We start from the raw sequence: 20,717 nt of genomic DNA, 5'->3' as shown, positions 1-20,717 counted from the left end.
CTGACCTCCGACGGCACACAAAACCTCACACACCGGTTAAACTCCATGCTCTTTTCAAGGAGTTCATATGAGTCATTACCAGCCGGGCATTCTCGCCACCCCCGTTCCACCTCAAGCCCGCCATATGTTCTTCGCGCTCGAATCCGCCGCTGCACTGCCGGCCGCGCTCGATAACCTGCAAGGGCTGGTGGACGGCAAGTCGGTGGTGGCCGGCTTCGGCGAGTCCCTGGTCAAGGCGCTGGACGGGCAGATCGACGGTCTGCGGCCGTTCCCGGCGCTGACGGGCGTCGGCGTCGACAATCCGTCGACCCAACACGCGCTCTGGTGCTGGCTGCACGGCGAGGACCGTGGCGAGTTGCTCAACCGCAGCAACGCCATCGCCGCGGCATTGGCCCCGGCGTTGCGCCTGGTGCAGATGAACGAAACCTTCCGCCACATGACCGGCCATGACCTGACCGGCTACGAAGATGGCACCGAAAACCCCCACGATGAAGCCGCAGTAGCCGCCGCACTGGTGGCTGAGGGCGCGTACGGCCTGGTGGGTGGCAGCTTCGCCGCGATCCAGCAGTGGCAGCATGACTTGAAAGGTTTCCACGGGCTGTCGGCGGATGAGAAAGACAACATCATGGGCCGCCGCCTGAGCGATAACGAAGAGATCGACGATGCGCCGGTTTCCGCCCACGTCAAACGCACCGCCCAGGAAAGTTTTGCGCCTGAGGCCTTCGTGGTGCGCCGCTCGATGCCGTGGATCGAAGGTGACCGCGCCGGCCTGATGTTCCTGGCCTTCGGTTTCTCCCTCGACGCCTTCGAAGCCCAACTGCGCCGCATGAGTGGCCTGGAAGACGGCATCACCGACGGCCTGTACCGCATCAGCCGTCCGGTCACCGGTGGCTACTACTGGTGCCCGCCGCTCAAGGACGGTCGACTGGACCTGCGCGCATTGCGTAGCGACTGAACGGCAAGGAGAGCCTATGAACCTGGTGCGTTGGGGCATGATTGGTTGTGGCAGTGTCGCTGAACGCAAAAGCGCACCGGCCTTCTACAAGGCGCCCGGATCGGCGCTGGTGGCGGTGATGGGGCGGCGCCTGGAAGCCGTCACCGACTACGCCGCGCGCCACGGCATCGCGCGGGTTTATACCGATGCGCATGCGCTGATCAACGATCCCGAGGTCGACGCCGTATACATCGCCACACCGCCCGACAGCCATCACGCCTATGCCTTGCAGGTGGCCGCCGCCGGCAAGCATTGCTGCGTCGAGAAACCGATGGCGCTCAACGCCGGGCAAAGTCGCGAGATGCAGCAGGTGTTTGCCGATGCCGGGTTGCATCTGTTCGTGTCCTATTACCGGCGTTCGCTGCCACGCTTCCGGCAAGTGCGGCAATGGCTGGAGGAGGGGCGGATCGGCGAGGTTCGGCACTTGAGCTGGACCCTCACCAAAACCCCGTCGGCAGCGGATCTTGCGGGTGCGAACAACTGGCGCACCGATCCGGCGATTGCCGGTGGTGGCTACTTCGCCGATCTGGCCAGCCATGGCCTGGACCTGTTTCAGTACCTGTTCGGCGATATCGTCGAAGTCGCCGGGTTCACCGCACGGCAGGCCGGTTTGTACGCGGCCGAAGATGCCGTCAGCGCCACTTGGCGGTTTGCCAGCGGGGCACTGGGGATGGGTTGCTGGAACTTCGCCGCCGATCGTCGCGAAGACCGGGTCGAAGTGATTGGCAGTCAAGGCCGGATCAGCTTTTCAGTGTTCGACGAGCACCCGGTCGAGTTGCACGCCGACGAAAACCTCAGCCTGACCATCGAGCATCACGCGCACATTCAGTGGCACCACGTGTTGGGCATGAATGCGCATATTCGTGGTGAGGCGCAGCATCCGGCGGTGGCCGCAGAGGCGCTGAAGACTGATTGGGTGATGGACCAGATTCTCAAGCGCGGCTGATTCTTCAGATCACACATCACCCCTGTGGGAGCGGGCTTGCTCGCGAAGAGGGAGTGTCAGGCGACGTCAATGTTGTTTGATACACCGCCTTCGCGAGCAAGCCCGCTCCCACATTTGTTCTTGCTTCGCGAATCTAACCTTATTCTCAAACAGTATTTCTCAATCCCCACACGGCCTCTCTAAGATCACGTCATAACTCGTTATAACAAGTGATCTGCCATGACCGATAACGTTCTATCCCTAAGCAGTGTCCCGCTGCACACCCAGCTGCGAGACGTGCTGCGCGCCCGCATCCTCGACGGCCAATACCCGCAAGACAGCCAGATGCCTTCCGAAAGCGAGCTTGGCGCCTTGTTCAAGGTCAGCCGCATCACCGTGCGCCAGGCCTTGGGTGACCTGCAAAAGGAAGGGCTGATCTTCAAGATCCACGGCAAGGGCACTTTCGTCGCCAAGCCGAAAACCTTCCAGAACGTCAGCACCCTGCAAGGCCTGGCCGAGTCCATGACCGGTCGCGGCTACGAGGTCATCAACCGCCTGCGCAGCTTCAAATTCATTGCAGCCGACAAGCTTGTCGCCGAGCGTTTGCAGGTCGAGGAAGGCGAGATCGTGGCGCAGATCAAGCGGGTGCGCCTGATCAATCGCGAGCCGATTTCCCTGGAAATCACCTACCTGCCCAAGGATGTTGGTGAGCGCCTGGAAAAAGCCGACCTGGTCACCCGCGACATTTTCCTGATCCTGGAAAACGACTGCGGCCTGGCACTCGGTCACGCTGACCTGGCCATCGATGCGGTACTGGCCGACAGCGACCTGACCCAGGCGCTGAACGTCGAACCCGGTTCGCCGATCATGCGCATCGAGCGTCTGACCCACGACGCCGAAGGCCGGCCGCTGGACTTCGAACACCTTTACTACCGTGGCGATGCCTTCCAGTACCGCCTGCGGATCGACCGGCAAAAAGGGGATCAGGCATGACGCGCAGCACGTTGGAGCAGGAATACGACATCGTCGTGATCGGCGGCGGCACCGCCGGGCCGATGGCGGCGATCAAGGCCAAGGAACGCAACCGCGACCTGCGGGTGTTGTTGATCGACAAGGCGAACGTCAAGCGCAGCGGCGCGATCAGCATGGGCATGGACGGCCTGAACAACGCGATCATTCCCGGCCACTCGACCCCGGAGCAATACACCAAGGAAATCACCATCGCCAACGACGGCATCGTCAACCAGGCCGCGGTGTACGCCTATGCCACCCACAGCTTCGAGACGATCGAGCAACTGGACCGCTGGGGCGTGAAGTTCGAGAAGGACGAAACCGGCGACTACGCGGTGAAAAAGGTCCACCACATGGGCGCTTACGTGTTGCCGATGCCGGAGGGGCACGACATCAAGAAAGTCCTGTACCGCCAGCTCAAGCGCGCGCGGGTGAGTATCACCAATCGCCTGGTCTGCACCCGATTACTGACGGATGAAGAGGGCGCGGTCAACGGCGTAATGGGTTTCGACTGCCGTACGGCGGACTTCCATGTGATCAAGGCCAAGGCGGTGATCCTCGCCTGCGGCGCCGCCGGCCGCCTGGGCCTGCCGTCCTCGGGCTACCTGATGGGCACCTACGAAAACCCGACCAATGCCGGCGACGGCTACTCGATGGCCTACCACGCCGGGGCCGAGCTGGCGAACCTGGAATGCTTCCAGATCAACCCGCTGATCAAGGATTACAACGGCCCGGCCTGCGCTTACGTCACCGGTCCCCTGGGTGGCTACACCGCCAACAACAAGGGCGAGCGCTTCATCGAGTGCGACTACTGGAGCGGGCAGATGATGTGGGAGTTCCATCAGGAGCTGGAGAGCGGCAACGGTCCGGTGTTCCTCAAGCTCGATCACCTGGCCGAGGAAACCATCCAGAATATCGAAGAGATCCTGCACAGCAACGAGCGTCCGAGCCGGGGCCAGTTCCATGCCAATCGCGGCACCGACTACCGCACGCAAATGGTCGAGATGCACATCTCGGAAATCGGTTTTTGCAGCGGGCATTCGGCGTCGGGGGTATGGGTCAACGAGAAGGCCGAGACCTCGGTCAAGGGCTTGTACTCGGCGGGGGACATGGCGGCGGTGCCGCACAACTACATGCTCGGTGCGTTCACCTATGGCTGGTTTGCCGGCAACAACGCGGCGGATTTTGTCGCCGGGCGTGAGTTTTCCGCGCTGGATGCCGCGCAGATCGAAAGCGAAAAGCTGCGGGTCTATGCACCGCTGGACCGCGAACACGGCCTGCCACCGGCCCAGGTTGAGTACAAGTTGCGGCGCTTCGTCAACGACTACCTGCAACCGCCAAAAGTGACAAAGAAGATGCAGATCGGCCTGCAACGCTTCAGCGACATCCAGCGCGACCTCGACCAGATCAAGGCCCACAACGCCCACGAGCTGATGCGCGCCATGGAAGTCAGCATGATCCGCGACTGCGCCGAAATGGCCGCCCGCGCTTCATTGTTCCGCGCCGAAAGTCGCTGGGGGCTTTACCACCACCGCGTCGATCACCCGCAACGCAACGACCGCGACTGGTTCTGCCATTGCCACTTGAAGAAGGACGAAAACGGTTTGATGAGCAGTTTCAGGAAAGCCGTCGAGCCTTACATCATCCCGCTGGATGCCGACGAGATGCAGGCTTACGACCGGCTGCGGGTCGGTGCCGATGCGGCTTGATGCCGACAACCCGAGAGAGACCGAACATGGCTTACCAACCCCAGGAAATCTTCTTCCGCTCCAACGCACCGGTCACGGTCGATGAAGACAAATGCATCGCCCACAAAGGCTGCACCGTGTGCGTCGACGTTTGCCCGATGGACCTGCTGGCGATCAACCCGGCCACGCAAAAGGCCTACATGGCGTTCGACGAATGCTGGTACTGCATGCCCTGTGAAAAGGATTGCCCGACCGGGGCGGTGAAAGTGGAGATTCCCTATTTACTGCGCTGAAATACCGTCCATGTGGGAGCGGGCTTGCTCGCGAAGAGGCCGGCACAGCTGGCATCTCCATTGACTGTACGGACGCATTCGCGAGCAAGCCCGCTCCCACAGTGAATCGAGTTCAAACAACCCAAAAAGCCATCCGGCAACCACCGGACGCCTGATCCAGAACACCCCTCGTTTCCCACCACGCCCTGATCGTGGCGGAGACGAACATCCTATAAGTGATTCGAGGGGAAACACTCATGATGTTGCGTGCAGCTTTGGCCGGTCTGGTACTGGCTTCCTTTACCCTGTCGGCCTCGGCCGAAACCATCCGCATTGCCATCGGCACCCAGGACACCACCATCAACTGCGCCGCCGGCGGATTGTTGATTCGCGAGCTCGGCCTGCTGGACAAATACCTGCCCCACGACGGCCCCTACAAAGACGCCCAATATGACGTGCAGTGGAAAAACTTCACCAGCGGCGCACCGCTGACCAACGAGATGGTCGCCGGCAAACTCGACTTCGGCGCCATGGCCGATTTCCCCGGTGCGTTCAACGGCGTGGCCTTCGAAACGGCGGGCAAGCACAGCCTGTTCATCAGCGTATTGTCGGGCAGCACCAAGGGCAGTGGCAACGGCATCGTGGTGCCGAGTGCGTCGGGCGTGCAGTCGCTGGCCGAACTCAAGGGCAAGACCATCTCCGTGCCGTTCGCTTCCACCGCCCATGGCATGCTGCTGCGCGCCGTCGCGGCCCAGGGCTGGGACCCGCTCAAGGACGTGAACATCATCGCCCAGCCGCCGGAAGTCGCCGGCTCCGCGTTGCAGGCCGGCAAGATCGATGCTCACGCCGACTTCGTACCTTTCGCCGAGCTGTTCCCCAGCCGTGGTTTCGCCCGCAAGATCTATGACGGCTCCCAGGCCGATGCGCCGACCTTCCACGGTGCGCTGGTCGATCAGGCCTATGCGAAAAAGTACCCGGAAATCGTCGTCGCCTACCTGCGGGCGAGCATCGAAGCCAATCAGCTGCTGGCGGCTGAGCCGGAGAAATACAGTGAACTGATCGCCAAGGTCACCGGGGTCGATGCCGAGGTCAACTACCTATTCCATGGCCCCCTCGGCGTGCAGACCCGCGACCTGAGCTGGAAGCCGGAATACCGCCAGGCCGTGGGCACCGCCATCGATACCCTCAAGCTGTTGAAGAAGGCCGATCGCGGTCTCGATCTCAACACCTTCATCGACGACCAGTACATCCGCGCCGCCTTCAAGGCCTCGAACCTGGACTACAGCGCGCAGCTTGGGAATTACCGGCAGACGCCGCTCAAGGCTGTCGATGCGGCAAGCGGCAAGGCCATCACCGACTTCAGCCATGTGGCAGAAATCTGGGTGCGTGGCGAGCCGAAAGTTCGTCAGTACGCCTCGGCGGAATCGGCATTTACCGCGCTGACAGCGTTGAAACAGGAAGGCAAGAACATCCGCGCGGTGTACACCCAGGCCAGCGACAGCGGGATCAAGTTGCTGGCGGATCAGGCGTGGTTTGCCACCGACGCCAAGGGGCGGCTGAGCGCGTTCCTGCTCAAAGGCCAGGCCCAACAGTTCGCCAGCGCCCAAGGCGGGAAAGTATTCGACTTCACCGATGCCACAACCCAGGCCGTAGCCACCCGCTAACCCCTAGAACGACTCGATCAAATGTGGGAGCGGGCTTGCTCGCGAAAGCGGTGGGTCAGTCGACATCAATGTTGAATGTCCGACCGCTTTCGCGAGCAAGCCCGCTCCCACAAGGGTCCAGGGTTGTGAGGAAGAATTGTGTACCGATCATTTTTACGCTGGATCCCCAGAGCCGCTTCACTGCTGCTCTGCCTGCTGTTCTGGCAACTCGCCGCCAGCCACCACTGGAACCTTGGCCTGGTGACCTTCGCCAACGTCCCGACACCCTTGGCGGTCATTGAAGCCGCCCTTGGCCTCGGCGACTCGGGCAAACTCGCCCAGCACCTGGGCAGCAGCCTCGGCCGGGTATTCGCCGGCTACCTCACCGCGCTGATCATAGGCGTCGCTCTGGGCCTGGCCATCGGCCGCTCGAAATGGGCCGAAGATCTGTTGCTGCCGCCCCTGGAAGTCCTGCGGCCGATTCCGGCCGTGGCCTGGATTCCCCTGGCGATCCTGATGTTTCCCTCGTCGGAACTGTCGATGGTGTTCATCACCTTCACCGGCGCCCTGTTCCCGATCCTGCTCAACACCGTGCACGGCGTCGAAGGCGTCGACCCACGGCTGATCGCCTCGGCGAAAAGCCTCGGGGCAGGGCGCCAGGCCATCCTGCTGGAGGTCGTTCTGCCGGGCGCGGCGCCGAGCATCATCACCGGCCTGGCCATCGGCATGGGCACCTCGTGGTTTTGCCTGGTGACGGCGGAAATGATCTCCGGCCAATTCGGCATCGGCTATTACACCTGGGAGTCCTACACCATCCAGAACTACGCCGACATCGTCGTCGGCATGTTGCTGATCGGCGTGCTCGGCATGGGCAGCAGCCTGTTGATCAAGCGACTGGGCGGGCTATTCACGCCTTGGCATCGACCACGAGGAAAAGCCTGATGAGCGTTTTTCAACACCTGGAAGGGCGTATCGATATCCGCGGGTTGTCGATCAGCCTGGGCGAGGGCCACGGGGCTTTCGAAGCGGTGCAGGGCCTCGACTGCCAGATCGAGCCGGGGCAGTTCGTGTGCATCCTCGGGCCGTCCGGTTGCGGTAAATCCACCTTGCTCGGGGCGCTGGCCGGCCACCTGCAACCGTGCACCGGCAGCTTGAGCGTGGATGGCGCGCCGGTGTCGGGGCCATCGCCACAACGGGGCATGGTGTTCCAGCAGCACACGCTGTTTCCGTGGCGCACGGTGCGTGACAACGTGGCGTTCGGCCTGAAAATGCGTGGCGTCGGCAAGGTCGAACGGCTCAAGGCAGCGGATGAAATCCTCGCCCTGGTGGGCCTCGAAGGGTTTGCCGGGCGCTGGCCTGACCAACTGTCCGGCGGCATGCAGCAGCGGGTGGAAATCGCCCGGGTGCTGGTCAACCGTCCGCGCCTGTTGCTGATGGACGAGCCCTTTGGCGCCCTCGATGCCCTGACCCGGTTGAACATGCAGGAACTGCTGCTGGACATCTGGACGCGCATCCGCACCACCGTGGTGTTTGTCACCCATGACATCGACGAAGCGCTGTTTCTCGCCGACCGCTTGCTGGTCATGAGCTCGCGCCCCGGGCGAATCATCGAAGACCTGCGCCTGGATTTCCCCCGGCCGCGCAGCACGGAGCTGATGACCCGTCCTGAATTCTCGCATCTGAAGCGCCATTGCCTCGAACTCCTGCGGCACGAAGACGGCCGGCAACTGCCGCGCCTGAACCCGCTCGGACTTCCCCCTGAAAACAAACTGCCGCGATTTGCCCTATGACCTCACTATTCGATGTAACCGATAACGACGACATTCTGGCCCTGCAACCGCGCCTGACCGATGACGACCCCGGCGTGCGCCGGATCGCGCTGATCGAGCTGGCCGATCTCGAGGAGCCGGACGGCCTGCAGTGGTTGATCGATCGACTGGCCGAAGACCCGAGTGCAGACGTTCGCGCCGAAGCCGCCCGGTTGATGGAAGCCTGGGAGGACGCGCCCGTGGTCGAAGCCTTGTGCCAGGCCCTGACGGATCCATCCCCGGCGGTGCAGGCGGCCGCTGCGCAAAGCCTCAGCCTGCTCAAGAGCGAAGCGGCGGGCCGGGTCATTCTGCCGTGGACCGGGCATGCCGACAGCGGCGTACGCATTGCCGCGTTCCGGGCGTTGCGCGAGTTGCGCTGCCCCGATGCCGCCGCAGCAGCTGCTGCTGCATTGGTCGATGAAAGCGCCAGCGTGCGCCGCGAGGCGGTGGGCGTACTCGGCTGGCTCAAGCAGCGTGATGCCTTGCCGGCCCTGGCGCGGTTGGCCAGCGCTGACCCGGACACCGACGTGCGGCGTGCCGCCACCGGGGCGCTGGGCCTGGCGTCTGACGCCCAGGTGCTGCCGGCCCTGCGCCAGGCCTTGCGGGACGATGCCTGGCAAGTCCGCGAAGAAGCCGCCACCACCCTGGGCAAAGTCGGCCACCCCGACGCCGGCCCGGCTCTGGTCGACGCCTTGGGCGACGATTACTGGCAGGTGCGTATGCGCGCCACTCGCAGCCTCGGTCGCTTGCATTATGTACCGGCGCTCGAAGCGCTGATCGACACCCTCGGCCATCGCATCAGCAACCTGCGCAAGGAAGCCGCGCTGGCCCTCGGCGAACTCAACGACCCACGGGCCATTGCGCCATTGCAGGCCGCGCAACACGACGGCGACCCTGAAGTGCGCAAGGCCGTGCGCATTGCCTTGAGTCAACTGCAATGAACCCGCTGGCGGTGGGTAATTCGCAGGGTAGGCAGCAGCTGCGATTGAACTGGCCCGATGGCCGCGAACAGTGGCTGGACCACGCCGAACTGCGTCGTCAGTGTCCATGTTCGCAGTGCCGGGCCTTTCGTCTGCGGGGGATGGCGCCGATGGTGGATGCCCGGGTGCGGGTAATCGAACTGAACCCGCAGGGCTATGGCCTGCAACTGGTCTTCAGCGATGGGCATGAGCGGGGGATTTATCCGTGGGCGTATCTGGCTGGACTTACCGACTGAATCGTATTCCATTCCTCAGCGGGAGTTGTCGCGGTCTGCGACAGCTCCCCCCGTGCGCTTTCAGTGGTTTATGTGGCGAATACAGGTTCAGTAACGGCCCGGATAAACGCATCGTCCACAGTCTTTACTCCATACTTTTGCATGAACTCACTGCCGTTGTTAAAGCGATTGAAGCGTTGCTGGCTGATCATATAAAAATAATCACAATGGTTAATGACTTCATCAACATTGTGCGAGGAAACCAGAATGGCGGTGCCCTCCCTGGCGGCGCCGTGAAGACATTGCCAAATATAGTGACGAAATTCGGGATCTACACCGGCAGTAGGTTCGTCGAGAATTACAAAGTCTGCGGAAATTGAAAGAAGGGAAAGAGTAAAGAACCAGCGTGTCTCTCCGTAGCTGCACAGCGATGATTTTTTGTTCCATATGTCTTGGTATCGGTCAACTATCGCAGGGCTCCATGCACTTAGTTTTTTCAGGGTTTTATCTTGTGTCATGGGCTCGTTTGATGACAGCGCCGATACCATTTTAAAAATGTCACGCATGCGAAGCGGTGGGGGCGTGGAGATGATTTGGGAAAGGTATAAAAAACGAATGAAGTCGTTTTTTATGAAGCCGGATTTTGCTTTTTTAAGGTCGCAGACGATATCGAAAAAAGTTGTTTTTCCAGATCCGTTGGGCCCCAGAATGCCGACAATGTCGCCTTGAGTAACCTCAAGAGATGCCTGGGTCAAGAGGGGCGTGTCTGTATAGGAGAAGTCAATGTTCTGCGCCGTGAATTTTTTCATCAGTACCGGCTCCATACGGGATTGATTCTTAGGTGTTTGAACGTTTTGTACAGTGCAAAAATAAACAAAAGAACGATTGCGGCTGTGATGGGTTTGTTGGGGCCAAGGCCTTGTTCCATTATTTGGCTTGCAAGTGTCAGTGGGTTTGCGAGGTTCAAAGCGTCGGTGATGGGGTTTGGTCTGCTGGCACTCATTACTCCGAGGATCAACATGCAGAACGAAAAAATGGAAAGCAAAGTGTTCGAGTTCTGAAAATTGATCGGTAGCAATGAGAAGGCAGCCCCGAGAGCACAAAACATGATAAAGCAGATGTAAAAGCGTAGTGCGAGATTCAGTAGTTCATTGAGGGCGTAGTTTCCAAATGGAAGCTTGGTCGTCAAGTAAAAGGTTGCGCAATAAGATATTGATATTAGCGAGTAGGCAATGAAGTGCGATAAAAGAAAAATCAGTTTTGATTCCCTGGAGTAAATGAATGATCGAGTGAATCCGCTTTCCCTTCTTCCAATTATGTAAAAGGCGAATCCGAATAGTGCGACACTTGAAGAGATGTAGGCATAAAACCATGCTGAAATCGTAATGTAATTGCTGGAGAAATAGTTGGGGTCTTGCCTGGTTGTTGCAAAAAAATAGAACATTGCACAAGGGGATATCATGATCCAGAAAAAGGCGATGGGTTCTTTTAGTTGTTCTTTGATGAATATGGAAGTTAGGGAGATAGCTCTGGGGCAAATATTCTTAGTCATGATTGATTTCTCTATGGGAATGGAACCATTGTTTCTTTTCTTTCATTGTATATTTCGAGGCAAAATGCGTTTGAATAGTCGTTGATCATGTTTATGTCTGCTGAGTTGTCCATGTGCATAAATAAAGATGGCGAAGTAAATTTACAAAATGTGTAGTTGGCTCCATCTATTTGAGTTGTTTTTATGTAGAGGTATCCTTCGAGGTTTTTGTTTCTCAAGCTTTTAATCAAGTTTTCAGTGTCCAGTTTGCAAGTTTGGCTTTTTTTGCGTGAGTTGTGTGGGTGGTAGTTTAGTTGTGATGTGATTTCCTCAAATGTCTTATAGTGGTTGCACTTTACGAAGTGGCGGATATAAGAGTCCTTAAGAGAGTCTGGGTTGCCGTGAAAAACGCTAAATAAATTCATGAATCGAAATGTTTGCCATAATTCCAAAATTGACTTATTTAGTGCTTCCGCTCGATTTTCTGAGTAAGACATTCCTGCGCAGTAGTGAACGTTTCTAGTAGGGTCATTGTTTCCGTAAACTGTTAGTAGGCATACTCCTGGAAAATCATCATCAGAGATGTCTATTGTTAACAGTTGTCCTGATTTTGTCAGTGCGTTGAATAGGCCATATGAAGGGAGCGTTTTTATCGCAGTTGATATCTCGGCTGGTTTGATCGTTCCTATGCATTGCTTAGTTAGCCAGAATCGAGTGAGAAATTGACGTTCTAATGATTCTTTAATAGAGCCAAGAACGGCAAGTTCTGGATTCCAATGAAAGCTGCATCCACAAGTGTCACGACTCGGGTAGATATTGTCGTCGTCGCTGTTATGGTGGGTCAGAGAGATACATACAGTAGGAATTGAGCAACATGAAAAATCAGAAATGCGTATGACGGAGTTCATGTTAAATTTACGACTTGCCAGATTATCTAGGTTTGTGTTTTTCGCAGCGGTTTGACTGAACGCTTTGATGAAGTTTTCTACCTCTTTTGGCGTAAGACCATTCTCTAGGGGCGAAAAGCTGTCGGGTAATATTTCTAAATAGAAGTGACGTCTCTCGAAGTATTCGCCCAAGGCGGTTTTTATTGATGTTGAGCTTGTGCCTATCCCTGAACCTATTGAACTCCATTGATCGCCAATTTCCGAGCAAAAAGGGAAGTCGAAAATACATGGGGGCTGGCACCACATTTCCGCAGGCAGTGAGGGATCATTGCTGTAATTTGAAATTTTCAATTTAGCCTCCTATCAAGTGTACACATGCAGGAAAAAATAGAGTTGGATTTAATCCGATGGCCTTACACAGCATGCTGTCGGTGTACCCAGACCACTGACGGCTTTTGATGTTTAATTGTTTGCACTGAAGATCAACTAGCATATATATTGATCCGGTTTCCATTAGCGCTAATCTGTATCCGCGATAACGATATTTGAATAGCGTTTTTGGCATGTACATTACATAAATTATAGCCAGGCTGGGATTTCCAATTTTGCTTCCTTTGGGCAAAATAGCCTCTTTTATTACACTGGCGTCGTAACTTCCCTGAATTATTTCAAATTTTCTTGAGTGTGGTAGTAGGTGTAAAATTTTTTCCGGGCACGGCCAAGTATTTGTAGGTGATAGGGAACAACAGAATATTTCTACTGAATATAGTGCTCCTGCACTAGGGTATCCTCTTTTATGAATGTTTTCGCCAATGCTTAATAGTGGGCTGATTAATTGCCTTATCGACTCGAATGTTATGTCTCGATCGTCGAAAAAATCGCATGATTGATTTCGATGTAAGGGGCTTGTAGGCTCCAGTGCTTCGAGTTTTACCCCTTCCGTAGTGATATCCATGTCAGGATACAACTGCAGTTCGTTACCTGTTAGGTCTGAAAGTAGCTGTGGTGGAAGGTTGTGCAGTAAGGAGATATTTTTAACGCAGTCATGGATTGTGAAGTTGCCTTTATTGTGGAATTCTAGGGTGTCCTCGATGACTTTCTGGTCGAGAAATTTCAGATAGTAATCATGTGGGATATTTTTCATGTTTAGATCTCAAGCAGGTACAAGAATGCCAGTGAGGGTTCAACTCTTCCGTAATCAGTCCGCTGTTTAAATCTATAGTCATTGATGCAAGAGAGTTGTCTTGATATCTGAAGCCTTGATTATGCTCCGTATGAAGTTTGATTTTTTTTATCAGAGTACCTAATGCTAGGTTTCTCTGTAACAGGCTTAAGTTCGGCGCAGGTATAGTAATGTTTCGGTCGGCGCAGAAATTCAACAAGGCAGACCAGGTATTTCGACTTTCGTTGATCTTTTCATAGTTCAATTGCCTCTCTATAAAGCAAAAATGGCACGCATTTCCAATGTTGGGGATGTATGGTTGACTTATGCGAAAAACATCCCCGCTTAAGTATGCTATTGAGATGGCGCTGTTTGGAGACGAATCTGCTAAACAAAAGTATAGATTTTTAAGTTTCGAGTAGTTGTATTGCATGCAGACTATTTTAATTAGAAATGCATTGTCTCGGGCTCGGTCAACTAAAGATTCCAAGTCGTTCACTATTTCGTGATCGAATTTTACCTCTTGATCAATGAGTGCTTTGAATTCTTCTGGGTTGCTCCAGTCATGTGCTATTAATACTTTTTTGAAGTATATCTCCGATGGTTGATTTCTTAGTCCTATGGCGAGATTTAAGAATGTATAAGTTTCTCTTATAGGTAGTTTTTGGGTGGATACTATTTTATCGAACAGCGCTTTTGGTATTCTGGGTGATTGTTGTTTTTTTAGTTCTTGCAGTACGATTAATAGTTTTTTTGAGTCGGTTTTTGATGCGCCATTGGTAGATACGATTAGTGATTCATTAGGTAGGCTTATAATGTCAAATTCTGAAAATATCAGTTGCATTTATCTCCTCCTAAAGGATCTTTCGCTTTGAAAGATCCTTTTAGCCTAGGAAGCTAGTAGGCAGTTTTATTATCGGTTTCAACTACATACCTCTACAGCCACCGGTGCCACCACCGCCAGTGCCTCCTGCTCCGCCACAACCACCATTTCCTCCACCACTACCACCGCTGCATCCGCCACCCCCACCACATCCACCGCTGCCCCCGCAACCTCCTGCACCTCCAGAGCCACCAGCGACTTGCGGATTGGGGTTTGATCCAACATTACCTCTAAAGTTGAATAGCATTTTTCCAAGTTCGTTGTTTTTCATTTTGTTCTTACTCGTTGTGTTTGCCACTTGGTATTAAGTGGTGCTGCAAGAATTAGTTGATTTTATTGTTGGGTGCAAGCGAGAGAATTTTGTGTTGTAGGGGGATTCCTGCATGTTTTAAAGATGCGTCCTACATGATGTTCGGAACCTTGGTGGTTTGGTTTGGTTTTAGTGAGGTTTGTTTCTAGTGTGGATCTGTGGAATTCCTTTTTGAAACTGTATTTTAGTTTTCGGAAGACAGAAATGATCTTGCTGTGCTGAGTAAAATATTTCTGTAGGAGTAAACGTGCGTTTTGTACTTTTTTTATGGGTTTTTATTTTCTTCAGAAGCTATTTTTTAAAAAAATGCGACGAACGGTAGGCCTTGTTTTTTGATCGTCCGTTTTGTTCGAGTAAGGAGCGCTGGGCTTTACGTCTGCGGGTTATCGAGTTGCCCTCGCAGGGGATGACTTGCAACTGGTCTTCAGCGATGGCCATGAGCGGGGGATTTATCCGTGGGCGTATCTGGCGCAACTCATCCCTTGAGTCACTGAAATCCAATGTGGGAGCGGGCTTGCTCGCGAAAGCGGTGTGCCTGTCGATACTTCATTGGCTGATCCACCGCTTTCGCGAGCAAGCCCGCTCCCACAGGTTATCGACCAGATGATTGACGGTTCTTGCCAGGAAAAAGCCAAAAGAGTACAAATGTACTCCATGACGACTCTGACTCCCCGCCGTACCGCCATCCTGACCTTCATCCGCGATCGCATCGCCGAGCACGGTCAGCCTCCGAGCCTCGCCGAGATCAGCGAGGCGTTCGGTTTCGCCTCCCGCAGTGTGGCGCGCAAGCATGTGCTGGCGCTGACCGAAGCCGGGTTTATCGAGGTCAACCCGCATCAGGCCCGGGGCATTCGCCTGCTCGGGCAGCCACCGCGTCCCGAGTTGCTGGACATCCCGGTGCTTGGTCGGGTGGCGGCCGGTGCGCCGATCGGGGTCGATGCGCAAATCCATAGCCGCTTGCTGCTCGATCCGTCGATTTTCTCGCGGGTGCCGGACTACATGTTGCGGGTGCGCGGTGATTCGATGATCGAGGACGGCATTCTCGACGGCGATCTGGTAGGCGTGCACCGCAACCCCGAGGCGCTCAACGGTCAGATCGTCGTGGCGCGGCTCGACGGTGAAGTCACCATCAAGCGCTTCGAGCGGGTCGGCGATGTGGTTCGCCTGCTGCCGCGCAACCCGGCCTACCAGCCGATTATTGTGCACGCCGATCAGGACCTGGCCATCGAAGGCGTGTTCTGTGGTTTGGTGAGGCAAGGCTGATGGGTGCCGTCGTTGCGCTGGATACGCTGTTCAATGGCGGCCAGGTCTGGAGGGGCCGGCCTGCGCCGCCGGCCGCCAGCCCGCAACCCACCGGGCACGCCGCGCTGGACGCGGCATTGCCCAGTGGCGGCTGGCCGGAGGCGGCGCTGACGGAAATCCTGCTGGCCGGGCAGGGCGTGGGCGAGTTGCAGCTGGTGTGGCCGACGCTGGCACGGCTGTCGGCGGCGGGCGAACGCATTGTGCTGGTGGCGCCCCCTTATGTGCCGTATCCCCAGGCGTGGCAGGGCGCCGGGGTCGATCTGCGTCAGTTGTCGATCATCCGGGCCAGCGAGCGCGATGCGCTGTGGGCCGCGGAACAATGCCTGCGTTCGGGCAGTTGCGGCGCGGTGCTGTGCTGGCCGCACAAGGCCGATGACCGCGCCTTGCGCCGTTTGCAGGTGGCGGCGGAAACCGGCCAGACCCTGGCCTTCGCCTATCGTCCCCTCAGTGAAGCGATCAACCCTTCGCCGGCGGCCCTGCGCATCGCCATCGATGCCCGGCCGGCACAACTGCGCGTGCTCAAGTGCCGCGGCGGCCTGGCCCGTTCGGCGCCGATTGCCTTCGCCGTGGGGCATTGAGGTTGCCATGCGCTGGGTCTGCATTGTTTTCCCGCAATTGGCGCTGGACGCGGCATCGCGTCAGCGCGCCGATCCCGATGAACCCCTGGCGTTGCTGACCGGCCCGGCCCAGCGCCGGGTGCTGCAGGCCGTCAACGCTGCGGCGCGGGCGCTGGGTTTGCGTCCCGGCCAGTCCATGAGCGCGGCACAGGCCTTGAGCAAGGGGTTTGCCACGGCTGAATACGACGCCAGTGAAATCGAGCGCTGGCAGCAGTTTCTCGCCGCCTGGGCCTATCGCTTCAGTTCCCAGGTCAGCGTGCATTACCCCCGGGCCCTGGTGTTCGAGATCGAGTCCAGCCTCGGCCTGTTCGGCGCCTGGCCGCAATTCGAAGCGCTTTTGCGCCGTGAGCTCGGCGAACTGGGATTTCGGCACCGCATCGTGGCCGCGCCCAACCCGGTGGCGGCGCGGGTGCTGGCCAATGCCTATGACGGCCTGGTGGTACCGGATGATCAAGCCTTGCAGCATCACTTGGGGCAGATGCCCGTCGACCGGATTGGCCTCGAAGCACAGGTTGCCACGGCCTTGTCGCGAATGGGCCTGCGCACCTTGAGCCAGGTGCAGGCGTTGCCCCGGCAGAGCCTGGCCCGGCGCTTCGAGGCCCAGGTGCTCAAGCATCTGGATGCCCTGCTGGGTGTGCGGCGGCTGGCACTGGCGTTTTACCTGCCGCCGGACCGCTTCGATGTGCGTATCGAGCTCAATTTCGATGTGCAGTCCCATCAAGCCCTGCTGTTTCCGTTGCGCCGGTTGACGGGCGACCTGTCGGCGTTCCTCTGCGGTCGCGACAGCGGCGTACAGCGTTTCGACCTGCATCTGGAGCACGCCGGGTTGCCGGATACGCTGATCAAGGTCGGCCTGCTCAGCGCCGAGCGTGATCCGGCGATGCTCTTCGAGCTGGCCCGTGGGCGGCTGGAGCAAGTCCAGGTCGAGGCGCCGGTGCGCGGTTTTCGCCTGTGTGCCGAGGATTTGCCGACCTTCGTGCCCCAGCATCAGGAGCTGTTCGACGATCGCCCGCAGCAGTCCTTGCCCTGGGAGCAACTGCGCGAACGCCTGCGGGCACGGCTGGGGGATGACGCGGTGCATGGCTTGCGCTTCCAGGCCGATCATCGCCCCGAGTGCGCGTGGCAGGCCAGTGCCGACAGCCAGCCTTGTATAGCGCTGGGCGCCGTGAAGCGGCCGGGCTGGCTGCTGACCGAGCCGCTGGCTGTGCACCAGGGCTCGGCGCGCATCCTCATGGGGCCGGAGCGTATCGAGTCGGGCTGGTGGGACGGTGACGACGTACGCCGTGACTATTACCTGATCGAAACCCGTGCCGGCCAACAGGGCTGGGCCTACCGGGCGGTCGGCGAGGACGGCCCGTTGTGGTTGCAGGGCTGGTTCGCATGAGTCGTGACTATGCCGAATTGCACTGCCTGTCGAACTTCAGCTTCCAGCGCGGTGCCTCCAGTGCCCTCGAGCTGTTCCAGCGCGCGAAAAAACAGGGTTACCAAGCCCTGGCGATCACCGACGAATGCACCCTGGCGGGCATCGTTCGTGCCTGGCAAGCGGCGAAGTCCGTGGAGCTGCCGCTGATCATCGGCAGTGAAATACGCATCGAGAACGGTCCGAAACTGGTGCTGCTGGTGGAGAGCCTCGAGGGCTATCAGGCGCTGTGCCGATTGATCACCCGCGCCCGGCGCCGCACGCAGAAAGGTCAGTATCAGGTGCTGCGCGAAGACTTCGGCGAACCGTTGCCGGGGCTGTTGGCGTTGTGGGTGCCGGACGCTGTCGATGCCTTTGCACAGGGCCACTGGCTCAAGCAGGTCTTCGGCGAACGCCTGTGGCTGGCGGTGCAGTTGCATTGCGGTCAGGACGATGGGCAACGCCTGAACGATTTGCTCACACTGGCTCGGGAACTGCGAATTCCAGCCGTGGCCAGTGGCGATGTGCACATGCACGCACGCGGGCGCCGGGCCTTGCAGGACACCATGACCGCGATCCGACACCACCTGCCGGTGGCCGATGCCGGGTTGCGCCTGCACCCCAACGGCGAGCGCCATCTGCGCAGTCTCGATGTGCTGCAGGCGCTTTATCCGCCAGACTTGCTGGCGCAAACACTGGTCATTGCCCGGCGCTGCACCTTCGACCTCGGCCAGCTGCGTTATCAATACCCCCGCGAACTGGTGCCGCAAGGGCACTCGGCCACCTCGTGGCTGCGTCATTTGACCGAGGAAGGCATCGAGTGGCGCTGGCCACAAGGGCCGAAAAACGAAGTGTTGGTGCAGATCGATAAAGAGCTGCAATTGATCGCCGAACTGGGCTATGAAAGTTATTTCCTGACGGTCCACGACATCGTCCGCTTTGCCCGCCAGCAACAGATTCTTTGTCAGGGGCGTGGTTCTGCCGCCAACTCGGCAGTGTGCTTCGCCCTGGGGATCACCGAAATCGATCCGGATCGCACCACCTTGCTGTTCGAGCGCTTTCTGTCCAGGGAACGTAACGAACCGCCGGACATCGACGTCGATTTCGAACATGAACGCCGTGAAGAAGTCTTGCAGTACGTGTTCCAGCGTTATGGCCGGGCCCGCGCCGCGCTGACGGCGGTGGTCAGCACTTACCACGCCGCCGGTGCGGTACGGGATGTGGCCAAGGCCTTGGGCTTGCCGCCGGACCAGATCAACGCCCTGGCCGATTGCTGCGGTCACTGGAGCGATGAAACGCCTCCCGTTGAACGCCTGCGTGAAGGTGGCTTTGACCCAGAGAGCCCGGTGCTGCACCGGGTGCTGAGCCTGACGGGGCAGTTGATCGGCTTCCCCCGGCATTTGTCCCAGCACCCCGGCGGTTTCGTGATTTCCGAGCAGCCGCTGGACAGTCTGGTGCCGGTGGAAAACGCCGCCATGGCCGAGCGCACCATCATCCAGTGGGACAAGGATGACCTCGACGCCGTGGGTCTGCTCAAGGTCGATATCCTGGCGCTGGGCATGCTCAGCGCGATTCGTCGATGTTTCGATCTGCTGCGTCGGCACCGGGGCCTGGACCTGAGCCTGGCGACCATCCCGGCCGAGGATGCGGCCACCTACGAAATGATCGGTCGGGCCGACACCATCGGCGTGTTCCAGATCGAGTCCCGGGCGCAGATGTCGATGTTGCCGAGGCTCAGGCCCAAGACGTTTTACGACCTGGTGATCGAGGTCGCCATCGTTCGGCCGGGGCCGATCCAGGGCGGCATGGTGCACCCGTACCTGCGGCGACGGAACAAGGAAGAGCCGGAGGCGTATCCGTCGCCGGAACTGGAAGTGGTGCTCAAGCGCACCCTGGGCGTGCCGCTGTTTCAGGAGCAGGTGATGCAGATCGCCATCGTCGCCGCCGACTACAGCCCCGGCGAGGCCGATCAGCTACGCCGCTCCATGGCCGCCTGGAAACGCCATGGCGGGCTCGAACCGCACAAGGAGCGGCTGGCCGCCGGCATGAGGAAAAACGGCTACACCGCCGAGTTCGCCGCGCAGATCTTCGAGCAGATCAAGGGCTTTGGCAGCTACGGTTTCCCCGAGTCCCACGCCGCCAGCTTTGCCTTGCTGACTTACGCCAGTTGCTGGTTGAAATGCCACGAACCGGCGGCCTTCGCCTGTGCGCTGATCAACAGCTGGCCGATGGGGTTCTACAGCCCGGACCAGATTCTGCAGGACGTTCGGCGTCATCATTTGCAGGTTCGCCCGGTGGACGTGCGCGCCAGTGACTGGGATTGCAGCCTGGAACCGATCAGCGGTGCGCAACCGGCGATTCGCTTGGGGCTACGCATGATCAAGGGCTTTCGTGAGGACGATGCCCAACGTATCGAAGCGGCCCGTTCGCAAGGCGCGTTCGCCGACATCGCCGACCTCGGCGAACGGGCACGGCTCGATGCCCGCGCCCAGGAGCAACTGGCCGATGCCGGCGCGTTGCGTGGCCTGGCCGGCGACCGCCACCGGGCACGCTGGGAAGTGGCCGGAGTACAAAAGCAGCTGGGTTTGTTTGCCGGCCTGCCGCGTCAGGAGGAAGACGCGGTGGCGTTGCCAAAACCCACCGTGGGCGAGGACCTGCAAGCCGATTACGCCAGTGTCGGCACCACCCTCGGGCCGCATCCGCTGACCCTGTTGCGGGGTGAGTTGAAGGCGCGGCGCTGCCGCAGTTCGAAAGAGCTGCTGGACGTCGAGCACGGTCGGCCGGTCAGCGTCGCCGGGCTGGTCACCGGCCGGCAACGCCCGGCCACCGCCAGCGGCGTGACGTTCGTCACCCTTGAGGACGAGTTCGGCAACGTCAACGTGGTGGTCTGGCGCGACCTCGCCGACCGGCAACGCCAGGTGTTGGTCGGCTCGCAATTGCTCAAGGTCGATGGACGCTGGGAGAAGGAGGGCGAGGTCCGGCATCTGATTGCCGGGCGCTTGAGTGATCTGAGTGCGTTGCTCGATGGCATTACTGTGCGCAGCCGGGATTTTCACTAACGCTGCAATTCCTGTGGGAGCGAGCTTGCTC

Annotated in this window: 20 protein-coding genes and 1 pseudogene; 15 read left to right on the top strand and 6 right to left on the bottom strand. The window is 58.4% G+C overall.

The features are described from left to right. Nucleotides 1-67: 67 nt before the first annotated feature. From BSF40_RS22675 to BSF40_RS22630, 10 genes are all read left to right on the top strand, one after another. Nucleotides 68-955: a Dyp-type peroxidase gene (locus BSF40_RS22675; RefSeq protein WP_095966833.1), complete on the top strand. Its 888-nt coding sequence runs from the start codon at nt 68-70 to the stop codon at nt 953-955. A gap of 16 nt (nt 956-971) precedes the next feature. Further along, entirely contained in the window at nt 972-1,940 is a 969-nt protein-coding gene (locus tag BSF40_RS22670; protein ID WP_095966832.1) for a Gfo/Idh/MocA family protein, read from the top strand. Between the two features lie 219 nt (nt 1,941-2,159). Then, nucleotides 2,160-2,912: a GntR family transcriptional regulator gene (locus tag BSF40_RS22665; protein WP_095966831.1), complete on the top strand. Its 753-nt coding sequence runs from the start codon at nt 2,160-2,162 to the stop codon at nt 2,910-2,912. Beyond that, nucleotides 2,909-4,639 carry a fumarate reductase/succinate dehydrogenase flavoprotein subunit gene (locus BSF40_RS22660; RefSeq protein ID WP_095966830.1) on the top strand — a complete coding sequence of 577 codons (1,731 nt, stop codon included), beginning with the start codon at nt 2,909-2,911 and terminating at the stop codon, nt 4,637-4,639. Before BSF40_RS22665 ends, BSF40_RS22660 begins: the two co-directional genes overlap by 4 nt. A 26-nt stretch (nt 4,640-4,665) precedes the next feature. Next, the gene (locus BSF40_RS22655) at nt 4,666-4,911 is read left to right on the top strand and encodes a ferredoxin family protein (RefSeq protein WP_003180418.1); all 246 of its coding nucleotides are present in this window, start codon (nt 4,666-4,668) and stop codon (nt 4,909-4,911) included. Nucleotides 4,912-5,147: 236 nt separating this feature from the next. Continuing rightward, entirely contained in the window at nt 5,148-6,554 is a 1,407-nt protein-coding gene (locus BSF40_RS22650) for an ABC transporter substrate-binding protein (RefSeq protein WP_172435737.1), read from the top strand. 138 nt (nt 6,555-6,692) lie between these two features. Further along, nucleotides 6,693-7,475, top strand: a complete 783-nt coding sequence (locus BSF40_RS22645) for an ABC transporter permease (RefSeq protein ID WP_095966829.1) — start codon at nt 6,693-6,695, stop codon at nt 7,473-7,475. Next, entirely contained in the window at nt 7,475-8,323 is an 849-nt protein-coding gene (locus tag BSF40_RS22640) for an ABC transporter ATP-binding protein (protein WP_095966828.1), read from the top strand. Before BSF40_RS22645 ends, BSF40_RS22640 begins: the two co-directional genes overlap by 1 nt. Continuing rightward, on the top strand, nt 8,320-9,282 hold the full coding sequence (locus tag BSF40_RS22635) for a HEAT repeat domain-containing protein (protein ID WP_095966827.1): 963 nt from the start codon (nt 8,320-8,322) through the stop codon (nt 9,280-9,282). Before BSF40_RS22640 ends, BSF40_RS22635 begins: the two co-directional genes overlap by 4 nt. Beyond that, nucleotides 9,279-9,557, top strand: coding sequence for a DUF971 domain-containing protein (locus tag BSF40_RS22630; RefSeq protein ID WP_015094860.1), 279 nt, complete (start codon nt 9,279-9,281; stop codon nt 9,555-9,557). Before BSF40_RS22635 ends, BSF40_RS22630 begins: the two co-directional genes overlap by 4 nt. 68 nt (nt 9,558-9,625) lie before the next feature. On the opposite strand, the gene BSF40_RS22625 is transcribed toward BSF40_RS22630, so the two are convergent. From BSF40_RS22625 to BSF40_RS32175, 6 genes are all read right to left on the bottom strand, one after another. Then, nucleotides 9,626-10,345, bottom strand: coding sequence for an AAA family ATPase (locus BSF40_RS22625; protein ID WP_095966826.1), 720 nt, complete (start codon nt 10,343-10,345; stop codon nt 9,626-9,628). Further along, nucleotides 10,345-11,088 carry an ABC transporter permease gene (locus BSF40_RS22620; RefSeq protein ID WP_095966825.1) on the bottom strand — a complete coding sequence of 248 codons (744 nt, stop codon included), beginning with the start codon at nt 11,086-11,088 and terminating at the stop codon, nt 10,345-10,347. The genes BSF40_RS22625 and BSF40_RS22620 overlap by 1 nt, the downstream gene beginning before the upstream one ends. Before the next feature lie 11 nt (nt 11,089-11,099). Next, nucleotides 11,100-12,305 carry a YcaO-like family protein gene (locus BSF40_RS22615; RefSeq protein WP_095966824.1) on the bottom strand — a complete coding sequence of 402 codons (1,206 nt, stop codon included), beginning with the start codon at nt 12,303-12,305 and terminating at the stop codon, nt 11,100-11,102. A 1-nt stretch (nt 12,306) separates the two neighbouring features. Next, nucleotides 12,307-13,098 carry a SagB/ThcOx family dehydrogenase gene (locus tag BSF40_RS22610; RefSeq protein WP_095966823.1) on the bottom strand — a complete coding sequence of 264 codons (792 nt, stop codon included), beginning with the start codon at nt 13,096-13,098 and terminating at the stop codon, nt 12,307-12,309. Next, entirely contained in the window at nt 13,079-13,960 is an 882-nt protein-coding gene (locus BSF40_RS22605) for an McbB family protein (protein WP_095966822.1), read from the bottom strand. Before BSF40_RS22605 ends, BSF40_RS22610 begins: the two co-directional genes overlap by 20 nt. 78 nt (nt 13,961-14,038) lie before the next feature. After that, a complete protein-coding gene (locus BSF40_RS32175; protein ID WP_141249784.1) occupies nt 14,039-14,221 on the bottom strand; it encodes a hypothetical protein in 183 nt (60 codons plus the stop codon). A 461-nt stretch (nt 14,222-14,682) separates the two neighbouring features. Here BSF40_RS32175 and BSF40_RS33600 point away from each other — a divergent pair. From BSF40_RS33600 to BSF40_RS22575, 5 genes and pseudogenes are all read left to right on the top strand, one after another. Further along, a pseudogene (locus BSF40_RS33600) lies at nt 14,683-14,795 on the top strand (gamma-butyrobetaine hydroxylase-like domain-containing protein); the annotation flags it as partial. Between the two features lie 159 nt (nt 14,796-14,954). Continuing rightward, nucleotides 14,955-15,572, top strand: a complete 618-nt coding sequence (lexA, locus tag BSF40_RS22590; protein WP_007973328.1) for a transcriptional repressor LexA — start codon at nt 14,955-14,957, stop codon at nt 15,570-15,572. Further along, entirely contained in the window at nt 15,572-16,189 is a 618-nt protein-coding gene (gene imuA, locus BSF40_RS22585; protein ID WP_007973327.1) for a translesion DNA synthesis-associated protein ImuA, read from the top strand. Before lexA ends, imuA begins: the two co-directional genes overlap by 1 nt. 7 nt (nt 16,190-16,196) lie before the next feature. Next, a complete protein-coding gene (locus tag BSF40_RS22580) occupies nt 16,197-17,612 on the top strand; it encodes a DNA polymerase Y family protein (protein ID WP_095966820.1) in 1,416 nt (471 codons plus the stop codon). Continuing rightward, on the top strand, nt 17,588-20,686 hold the full coding sequence (locus BSF40_RS22575) for an error-prone DNA polymerase (RefSeq protein ID WP_218195157.1): 3,099 nt from the start codon (nt 17,588-17,590) through the stop codon (nt 20,684-20,686). Before BSF40_RS22580 ends, BSF40_RS22575 begins: the two co-directional genes overlap by 25 nt. The last annotated feature ends 31 nt before the right edge of the window (nt 20,687-20,717 follow it).

Origin of the sequence: Pseudomonas sp. ACN5 (assembly GCF_002303975.1) — a bacterium.
Classification (GTDB): Bacteria; Pseudomonadota; Gammaproteobacteria; order Pseudomonadales; family Pseudomonadaceae; genus Aquipseudomonas; species Aquipseudomonas laurylsulfatiphila.
Note: the sequence above shows the minus strand (reverse complement) of the source record. Positions and strands in the feature narration are given on the sequence as shown.

Coding starts and splice junctions, on each gene's coding strand:
- BSF40_RS22655 (WP_003180418.1), top strand. CDS start 4,666: ATGGCTTACCAACCCCAGGAAATCTTCTTCCGCTCCAACGCACCGGTC.
- imuA (WP_007973327.1), top strand. CDS start 15,572: ATGGGTGCCGTCGTTGCGCTGGATACGCTGTTCAATGGCGGCCAGGTC.
- BSF40_RS22605 (WP_095966822.1), bottom strand. CDS start 13,960: ATGCAACTGATATTTTCAGAATTTGACATTATAAGCCTACCTAATGAA.
- BSF40_RS22640 (WP_095966828.1), top strand. CDS start 7,475: ATGAGCGTTTTTCAACACCTGGAAGGGCGTATCGATATCCGCGGGTTG.
- BSF40_RS22660 (WP_095966830.1), top strand. CDS start 2,909: ATGACGCGCAGCACGTTGGAGCAGGAATACGACATCGTCGTGATCGGC.
- BSF40_RS22670 (WP_095966832.1), top strand. CDS start 972: ATGAACCTGGTGCGTTGGGGCATGATTGGTTGTGGCAGTGTCGCTGAA.
- lexA (WP_007973328.1), top strand. CDS start 14,955: ATGTACTCCATGACGACTCTGACTCCCCGCCGTACCGCCATCCTGACC.
- BSF40_RS22665 (WP_095966831.1), top strand. CDS start 2,160: ATGACCGATAACGTTCTATCCCTAAGCAGTGTCCCGCTGCACACCCAG.
- BSF40_RS22610 (WP_095966823.1), bottom strand. CDS start 13,098: ATGAAAAATATCCCACATGATTACTATCTGAAATTTCTCGACCAGAAA.
- BSF40_RS22580 (WP_095966820.1), top strand. CDS start 16,197: ATGCGCTGGGTCTGCATTGTTTTCCCGCAATTGGCGCTGGACGCGGCA.
- BSF40_RS22675 (WP_095966833.1), top strand. CDS start 68: ATGAGTCATTACCAGCCGGGCATTCTCGCCACCCCCGTTCCACCTCAA.
- BSF40_RS22625 (WP_095966826.1), bottom strand. CDS start 10,345: ATGAAAAAATTCACGGCGCAGAACATTGACTTCTCCTATACAGACACG.
- BSF40_RS22650 (WP_172435737.1), top strand. CDS start 5,148: ATGATGTTGCGTGCAGCTTTGGCCGGTCTGGTACTGGCTTCCTTTACC.
- BSF40_RS22620 (WP_095966825.1), bottom strand. CDS start 11,088: ATGACTAAGAATATTTGCCCCAGAGCTATCTCCCTAACTTCCATATTC.
- BSF40_RS22630 (WP_015094860.1), top strand. CDS start 9,279: ATGAACCCGCTGGCGGTGGGTAATTCGCAGGGTAGGCAGCAGCTGCGA.
- BSF40_RS22635 (WP_095966827.1), top strand. CDS start 8,320: ATGACCTCACTATTCGATGTAACCGATAACGACGACATTCTGGCCCTG.